A 6355-nucleotide genomic window follows, 5' to 3' on the forward strand; every position below is an offset into this window, starting at 1 on the left:
CGGTAGTGATCCGGAGCGTCACGAAATTCCGGGAGGGACTGGTCACAAAGACGTCAGCAGCAATGATTTTCACGGCAGATTCAGGCTTTCTTGGTCGGAAGGGGACAGGATGCGGGGGTCAGCGTTGGGTGGTACCGCTGGGGGTGGTGCCGAGCAGGGCGAGCTCTGCCCGGCGGGGAAGGCCTTCCCAGTCCCCGGCAGTGCTCACGGCGAAGGCCCCCATCAGGGCGCCCCGCTGCAGCCGGCCGGCCACATCCTCGCCGTCGAGCAATGCGGACAGGTATCCGGCGGTGAAAGCATCTCCGGCACCCACCGTATCGATGCTGGTGACAGGCACTGCCGGGGCTTCCCAGCGGCCGTCCCGGGTGTGGACGCACGCGCCGGCGGCACCGCGCTTGACCACAACTTCGCGCACTCCCAGTCCAAGAAGTTGGCCAGCCATAGCCACTTCTTGCATCTCTGGATCCTGGCTGCCATCGGGCGGGATGGCTACCAGGTCAAGTTCGTCGTCGGAAGCAATCAGGATGGTGGCGTGCCGGGCGAGCGGAGTGAGGGCCTCCCGGGCCTCACTCCGGGACCACAGTTTGCTGCGGTAGTTGACGTCGAGGGACACCACCAGCCCGTCGGCAGCAGCGCGTTCGGCCGCGAACTCCACGGCCTTGCGCGACTCTGGGCTGAGTGCAGCCGTGATGCCGGTGAGATGGAGGATGCGGGCACCCTGTTGCAGGGCACGGTCCGCATCCTCGCGGCTAAGCGTTGATCCTGCGGACCCGGAGCGGTAGTAGAAGGCGCGGGTGACGTCCGCCGTGCGTTGTTCGAGGAACATCACACCGGTCGGGCGCGATGGGTCCTCGCGTTGCTGCACTTGCACGCCCTCGGCCCGGAGCTGGCGGAGGATGAATTCGCCATGGGGATCGCCACCCACCACGCCTGCCCATCTTGCGGTGTGGCCGAGCCGGGCGACGGCGGCGGCTACGTTAGATTCGGCTCCGGCAACATGCATGGCCAGGGCGCCGCCGGCGGACAGCGGCCCGGTCGAGCGCAGCGAGACCATGGACTCACCGAAGGTCAGGAGGTCCACGCCAGGGAGGCCGGCGTCGGCAGTCACCGTTGGCTCTCCATGGCCCCGCCGCCGGAACCGGCAGCCAAGGCAACAAAGCGGCGTGCGCGCTCCCGCATGGCGGCGAGGTCGCCCCCGGATGCCGAATCACCGAAAAGCGGGCCGCCTAGTCCGACGGCGATGGCACCGGCGGCCCAATATCCCGCCGCTTCATCGAGCCCCACGCCGCCTACCGCTATAAAGGGGATGTCCGGGAACGGATCGCGGACTGCCTTGAGATACCCGGGTCCCCCAATGGAGGCAGGGAAGAGCTTTACCGCCGTGGCACCGCGGTTCATCGCTTCGAAGGACTCGCTCGGGGTCAGGGCACCGGCCAGCACGGGGATGCCCCGGCCCGCTGCTTCTTCGATGGACGGCGCGAGGGACGGCGTGACCATGAACTGGCCGCCCGCGGCCGCAACGTTGTCCACGTCCTGTTTTGTCAGCACCGTTCCGGCACCTACGAAGCAGCCGGGAGGCGCCGCAGCCCGCACCTCACTGATGGCATCGAGGGCCCCGGGAGTGGTCAGGGCGATTTCGACATATTGGAAACCCTCCTCCATCGCGGCGAGGGCCGCCTTCCCGGCTGCCGTGCCGTCGTTTCCCCGTACGATCGCCAGCAGCCGTGTCCGCCGCACGCCGGCCAGCAGTTCCTCGGGGGCCAGGGTGTTCTCCATCAGGGCCTTCTCCTTCATAGGGGCTGCTCTTCTCAATACCCGTGCTTTTGGCCGTCACCATTCGGCAAAGGCACCGTCCGGCTGGCGCCAGACCGGGCCGCGCCAGGCATGCCCGCGCTTGTCCGCGGCACGGACTACGGCCTCATCGATTTCAATCCCCAGGCCGGGGCCGGTAAGGCGTTCAATGTGCCCGTCCACAAACTTCAGCGGCGACTTGTCCACCACGTAGTCCAGGACTTCCGCGCCCTGGTTGTAGTGAATGCCGATGCTCTGTTCCTGGATGAGGAAATTGGGAGTCGCAAAGCCCACCTGCAGGCACGCGGCGAGCGCCAGTGGACCCAGCGGGCAGTGCGGCGCAAGCTGCGCGTCGTAGACCTCGGCCAGCGAGGCGATCTTGCGGACCTCGGTGATGCCTCCAGCGTGGGAGAGATCCGGCTGCGCCACGGCGATGCCGGCCTGCAGGGCGGGCAGGAATTCCTGCCGGTTGTAGAGCCGCTCACCGGTGGAGACCGGCGTGGTGGTAGACGCGGTGAACTCCCGCAGCAGGTGCGTGTTTTCCGGGACCACCGGTTCCTCGAGGAAGAAGGGCCGGTACGGTTCCAGCAGCGGTGCCACGCGGCGGGCGTTGGCAAGGCTGAAGCGGCCGTGGAAATCCACGGCGACATCCCGGTGCGCCCCCAGGACCTCGCGGGCGGCAGCCACCCGGCGGACAACGCCGTCGAGCTCTGCCACCGAGGCGATGGGGCTCATCCGGCCGCTGGCGTTCATCTTGACGGCAGTCAGCCCCACCTCCAGCTGGGCGCTGATCTGGTCCGCTACCTCGTTGGGTTCGTCTCCGCCCACCCAGCCGTACATCCGGATCCGGTCACGGACGTGCCCGCCAAGGAGCTGATGCACCGGGGTGTTGAAGTGCTTGCCGGCGATGTCCCACAATGCCTGGTCCAGCCCCGACACCGCGCTGGCCAGGATGGGGCCGCCCCGGTAGAAGGAGCCCTTGGTCATGACCTGCCAGTGGTCCTCGATCCGGAGCGCGTCATTGCCGATCAGGAGTTCGGAGAGTTGTTCGACGGCGGTGCGGACAGTTTCGCTGCGGCCCTCGCAGGTCGCTTCGCCCCAGCCGACGATCCCGCTGTCGGTCTCGATGCGGACGAACAGCCAGCGCGGTGCGACGAGGAAGGTTTCGATCCTGCTGATGAAAGTCACTGTTGCCTAGCCCTTGGTGGCACCGGCGGTGAGGCCGGAGACGATGTACTTCTGCGTGAAAAGCGCAATGATCATGATGGGAATGGTCACCACTGTGGCCGCCGCCATGAGTCCGCCCCAGTCGATGCTGGCGTAGGAGACGAAGTCGAAGATGGCCACGGGCAGTGTTTTGGTGTTGGAGCCGGAAAGCACCAGGGCAAACATGAAGTTGTTCCACGAGAAGATGAACGACAGGATGCCCGCGGTGGCGATGCCGGAGACGGCGAGCGGCAACGTGATGAGGCGGAACGCACCGATCGGGGTGAGGCCGTCCACCTGGGCGGACTCTTCCAGCTCGAGCGGCAGGGAATCGAAGTAGCTCATCATGATGTAGACGATCAGCGGCAGCGCCACGAACATGTGGCTGAGGATCAGGACCTCGAACTTGCCCACCATCCGCAGGTTGGAGAACACGTAGTACCAGGGCACCAACAGGGAAACGCCCGGGATAACGCGCGCCATCAGCACCACGAGAGCGGAGCGGTGCATGGTGAACCGGCTCATGGCATAGGCCGCGGGAACGCCAAGCACGATTGACAGCGCGGTGGAAACGAACGCCACCCAGAAGCTGTTGAAGATGAAGATGAAATAGTTGTTCCGCTGCAGAACGTTGGCGTAGTTCTCACCCGTGGGCGAGAAGATCAAGGCCTTGGCGGTGTCATAGATGTCCACATTGGTCTTGAAGGAAGCCAGGAGCATCCAGAACAACGGCGCAATCAGGAACAGCACCACCACGATGAGGGCCACAACACGGAAGACCTTATAGAGGCGGGTGGGCAGGGGCTTCCGACGGCGGCGGATCACCTGGGGAGCCGCGGCGGAGGTTTGGCTGGGGGTTGTAACGGTCATTTGCTTACCGCTTTCTTGCGCATGGTCAGCAGCCACATGGAGCCGATGATGATCATGAAGAACAGGATCAGCACCGCTGAGGACAGCCCGTACTGGTTGTAGTCGAAGCTCAGGCCGTAGGCGTAGACGTTCAGGGTCTCCACCTCGTGGAAGGACCCGCCGCCCTTGCCCTTGGTGGCGTACAGGATGTCGAAGGTCTTCAGGGCGTCGATGCCGCGAAGCAGGATGGCGACAACAACGGTAGGCATCATCAGCGGCAGGGTGATGAGGAAGAAGCGCTGGAAGGAGTTGGCGCCGTCCACCCGGGCAGCCTCATCAGGCTCATCGGAGAGCGAGGTCAGGCCGGCAAGAAGGATCAGCACCACCATGGGGGTCCACTGCCATACGTCCATAAAGATCGTGGTTCCCAGCGCGGTGTCCTGGCCCGAGAGCCAGGGCTGAGGCGGGATGCCCACCATGCCCAGCAGCTGGTTGGCGAAGCCGATGTTCGGATCGAAGATCAGCCGCCACATCATTCCCACGGCAACCGGCGTGGCCACCAGCGGCAGCAGGATCGCCACCCGGACCCACTTTTCACCGCGGAACGGGCGCCAAAGGAGCAGCGCGATGCCCATGCCGAGCACCACCTCGCAGACCAGGGCCACGCCGGTGAATGACAGCGTACGGGCCACTGCCGGCCAGAAACGTTCTGTGTCAGTGAGGACTGTCAGGTAGTTTTCGAACCCAATGAAATCCGTTTTGGCGCGGACAGACCCCTGCGAATCCGTGAGGCTCAAGTACAAGGTCCACGCCAGCGGAAAGACAATCAGGACGCCGACAAAGATCATGGCGGGTGCGGCAAAAAGCCATTTGCGGTGCCGGTTCGCCCAGGCGGAGAAATTTCCGCCCATGCTGGGAGGGCGTCCTGCGCTTCGGGCCGGGGCGCTGCCCGGCGCGTTCATTACAGACATGGTTCACCTAAGAGTTTGGGGTGAGGCAAGAGCGAGGACCCGGCGGGACTGCAACGGGGTACCGTCCCGCTGGGCTCTGATGCGCTTTAGGGGTATGAAGCGCGGCGGCTGTTACTTCTTTTCGCTGTCCAGGAACTTCTGGAAGGAGTCATGGGCCGAGTCGGCTGCCGAGGAGGCGTCGGCGCCGGTGATGCTGGCGACGATCGGCTCCCCGACGATTTCGCGGGCCTTGCCTACCGTGACAACCTCGGGCCGGTCGTGGCCAATACCGTTCTTGGCGCTGACCGCAATGGCATCGGCCAGGTCCTTGGGGTACGTCGAGGTTCCTTCCGCGTTGGACCAGACGGAAGCGCGGGGTCCGGGGACGCCGGCCTTCTGCGCGGCCAGGGTGCGTTCCTTGCTCGTGGCCCACTGGATGAACTTCCAGGCGTTGTCCTGGTTGCCGGAGGCCTCGTTCACGGCCAGGCCCCAGGAGGGGATGTTGTAAGGCTTGGAACCCGCGGGACCTGCGGGCAGCGGCGCAAACCCTACCTTGTCCGCCACTTTGGATTTGGCCGGATCTGTGGCGTTCTTGTAGAGCGAGTCCGCCTCGGTGTAGAAGGCCGCCTTGCCCTGCGTAAAGATTGCCATCGCCTCGGGCCAGCTCATGTCGGTGCTGACGTTGGCGGGACCGTAGTTCTTGATCAGGCCGCCGTAGTAGGCGTAGGCCTTCTTCGCGGCGTCCGAGTTCACAGCGGACTTGCCGCTGGAATCCGTGAAGTCACCGCCGAAACTGTAGAGGAAACTGGAGAACTGCGTAACCGCCGCGGACTTGCCGGTGCGGGCAACAAAACCGGCTACGTCCGGGTTGGCTGCCTTGATGGCCTTAGACGCAGCTTCGAGCTCGTCCATGGTCTTGGGAACCTGGAGTCCGGCTGCCTGCAGCAGGTCCTTGCGGTAGTAAAGGACTTCGCGTTCGGTGATGATCGGGACGCCCACAACCTTGCCGTCAACAGTAGTGGCCTTGACCGGGCCCTCCTGGTAGTCCTTCCAGTCCCAACCTGAGTCTGCGGAGACCTTGTCCGTCAGGTCTGCCAGGTAGCCGTTCTTCGCGAAGGCTTTGCCTTCCTGGAGCGGGCGGTACATCATCACATCGATCTCATCGCTGCCGGCGTTGAGCTTGACGTTGTACTGGTCCGAGAGCTGGTCTTCGCCGAGCTGGGTCAGCTCGACCTTAAGGCCGCTGGACTTCTCAAACTCCGGAATAGCTGCCTTGATGCCTTCAGTCCAGACGTGGTTCGCCAGGGTCACCCGGACGGTGCCGGATTCCTTGGCATCGCTGCTGCCGCCGCCGCCACTGCAGGCGGTCAGTCCGAGCGAAAGCGCCGCAGCGACAGCCGCGTACTTCACTACAGAACGTCGCTTCATTACGACTCCCTTGCTTCGAGAGGGCTGGACAAAAAAGTCAGCCCGCTTACAGATGCATCTTTACATCTGCTTTGGGAGTCAGCATAGACAAATAAAACAGACATAGACAAGGCCTTGGCAAGCACCCGTAT

Annotated in this window: 6 protein-coding genes; all 6 read right to left on the bottom strand. The window is 64.3% G+C overall.

Annotated elements, in window-relative coordinates; translation table 11 throughout:
- Positions 1-118: 118 nt before the first annotated feature.
- The 6 genes from FNL14_RS17485 to FNL14_RS17510 all read right to left on the bottom strand — a co-directional run bounded on the left by FNL14_RS17485 (position 119) and on the right by FNL14_RS17510 (position 6224).
- Entirely contained in the window at positions 119-1108 is a 990-nt protein-coding gene (locus tag FNL14_RS17485) for a sugar kinase (protein ID WP_255470896.1), read from the bottom strand.
- Positions 1105-1776, bottom strand: coding sequence for a bifunctional 4-hydroxy-2-oxoglutarate aldolase/2-dehydro-3-deoxy-phosphogluconate aldolase (locus FNL14_RS17490; protein WP_142062558.1), 672 nt, complete (start codon positions 1774-1776; stop codon positions 1105-1107). Before FNL14_RS17490 ends, FNL14_RS17485 begins: the two co-directional genes overlap by 4 nt.
- Before the next feature lie 54 nt (positions 1777-1830).
- Positions 1831-2979, bottom strand: coding sequence for a galactonate dehydratase (gene dgoD, locus FNL14_RS17495; RefSeq protein ID WP_142062519.1), 1149 nt, complete (start codon positions 2977-2979; stop codon positions 1831-1833).
- 6 nt (positions 2980-2985) lie between these two features.
- The gene (locus FNL14_RS17500) at positions 2986-3867 is read right to left on the bottom strand and encodes a carbohydrate ABC transporter permease (protein ID WP_142062522.1); all 882 of its coding nucleotides are present in this window, start codon (positions 3865-3867) and stop codon (positions 2986-2988) included.
- Positions 3864-4757 carry a carbohydrate ABC transporter permease gene (locus FNL14_RS17505; RefSeq protein WP_255470897.1) on the bottom strand — a complete coding sequence of 298 codons (894 nt, stop codon included), beginning with the start codon at positions 4755-4757 and terminating at the stop codon, positions 3864-3866. The genes FNL14_RS17500 and FNL14_RS17505 overlap by 4 nt, the downstream gene beginning before the upstream one ends.
- A gap of 171 nt (positions 4758-4928) precedes the next feature.
- Positions 4929-6224: an ABC transporter substrate-binding protein gene (locus tag FNL14_RS17510; protein WP_142062525.1), complete on the bottom strand. Its 1296-nt coding sequence runs from the start codon at positions 6222-6224 to the stop codon at positions 4929-4931.
- Positions 6225-6355: the final 131 nt, after the last annotated feature.

This window comes from Pseudarthrobacter sp. B4EP4b, from assembly GCF_006680095.1.
GTDB lineage: Bacteria > Actinomycetota > Actinomycetes > Actinomycetales > Micrococcaceae > Arthrobacter.

What these genes read in the sequence shown, in the direction of transcription:
- FNL14_RS17505 (WP_255470897.1), bottom strand. Translation starts at nt 4,757, where the DNA reads ATGGGCGGAAATTTCTCCGCCTGGGCGAACCGGCACCGCAAATGGCTT.
- FNL14_RS17500 (WP_142062522.1), bottom strand. Translation starts at nt 3,867, where the DNA reads ATGACCGTTACAACCCCCAGCCAAACCTCCGCCGCGGCTCCCCAGGTG.
- FNL14_RS17510 (WP_142062525.1), bottom strand. Translation starts at nt 6,224, where the DNA reads ATGAAGCGACGTTCTGTAGTGAAGTACGCGGCTGTCGCTGCGGCGCTT.
- FNL14_RS17490 (WP_142062558.1), bottom strand. Translation starts at nt 1,776, where the DNA reads ATGGAGAACACCCTGGCCCCCGAGGAACTGCTGGCCGGCGTGCGGCGG.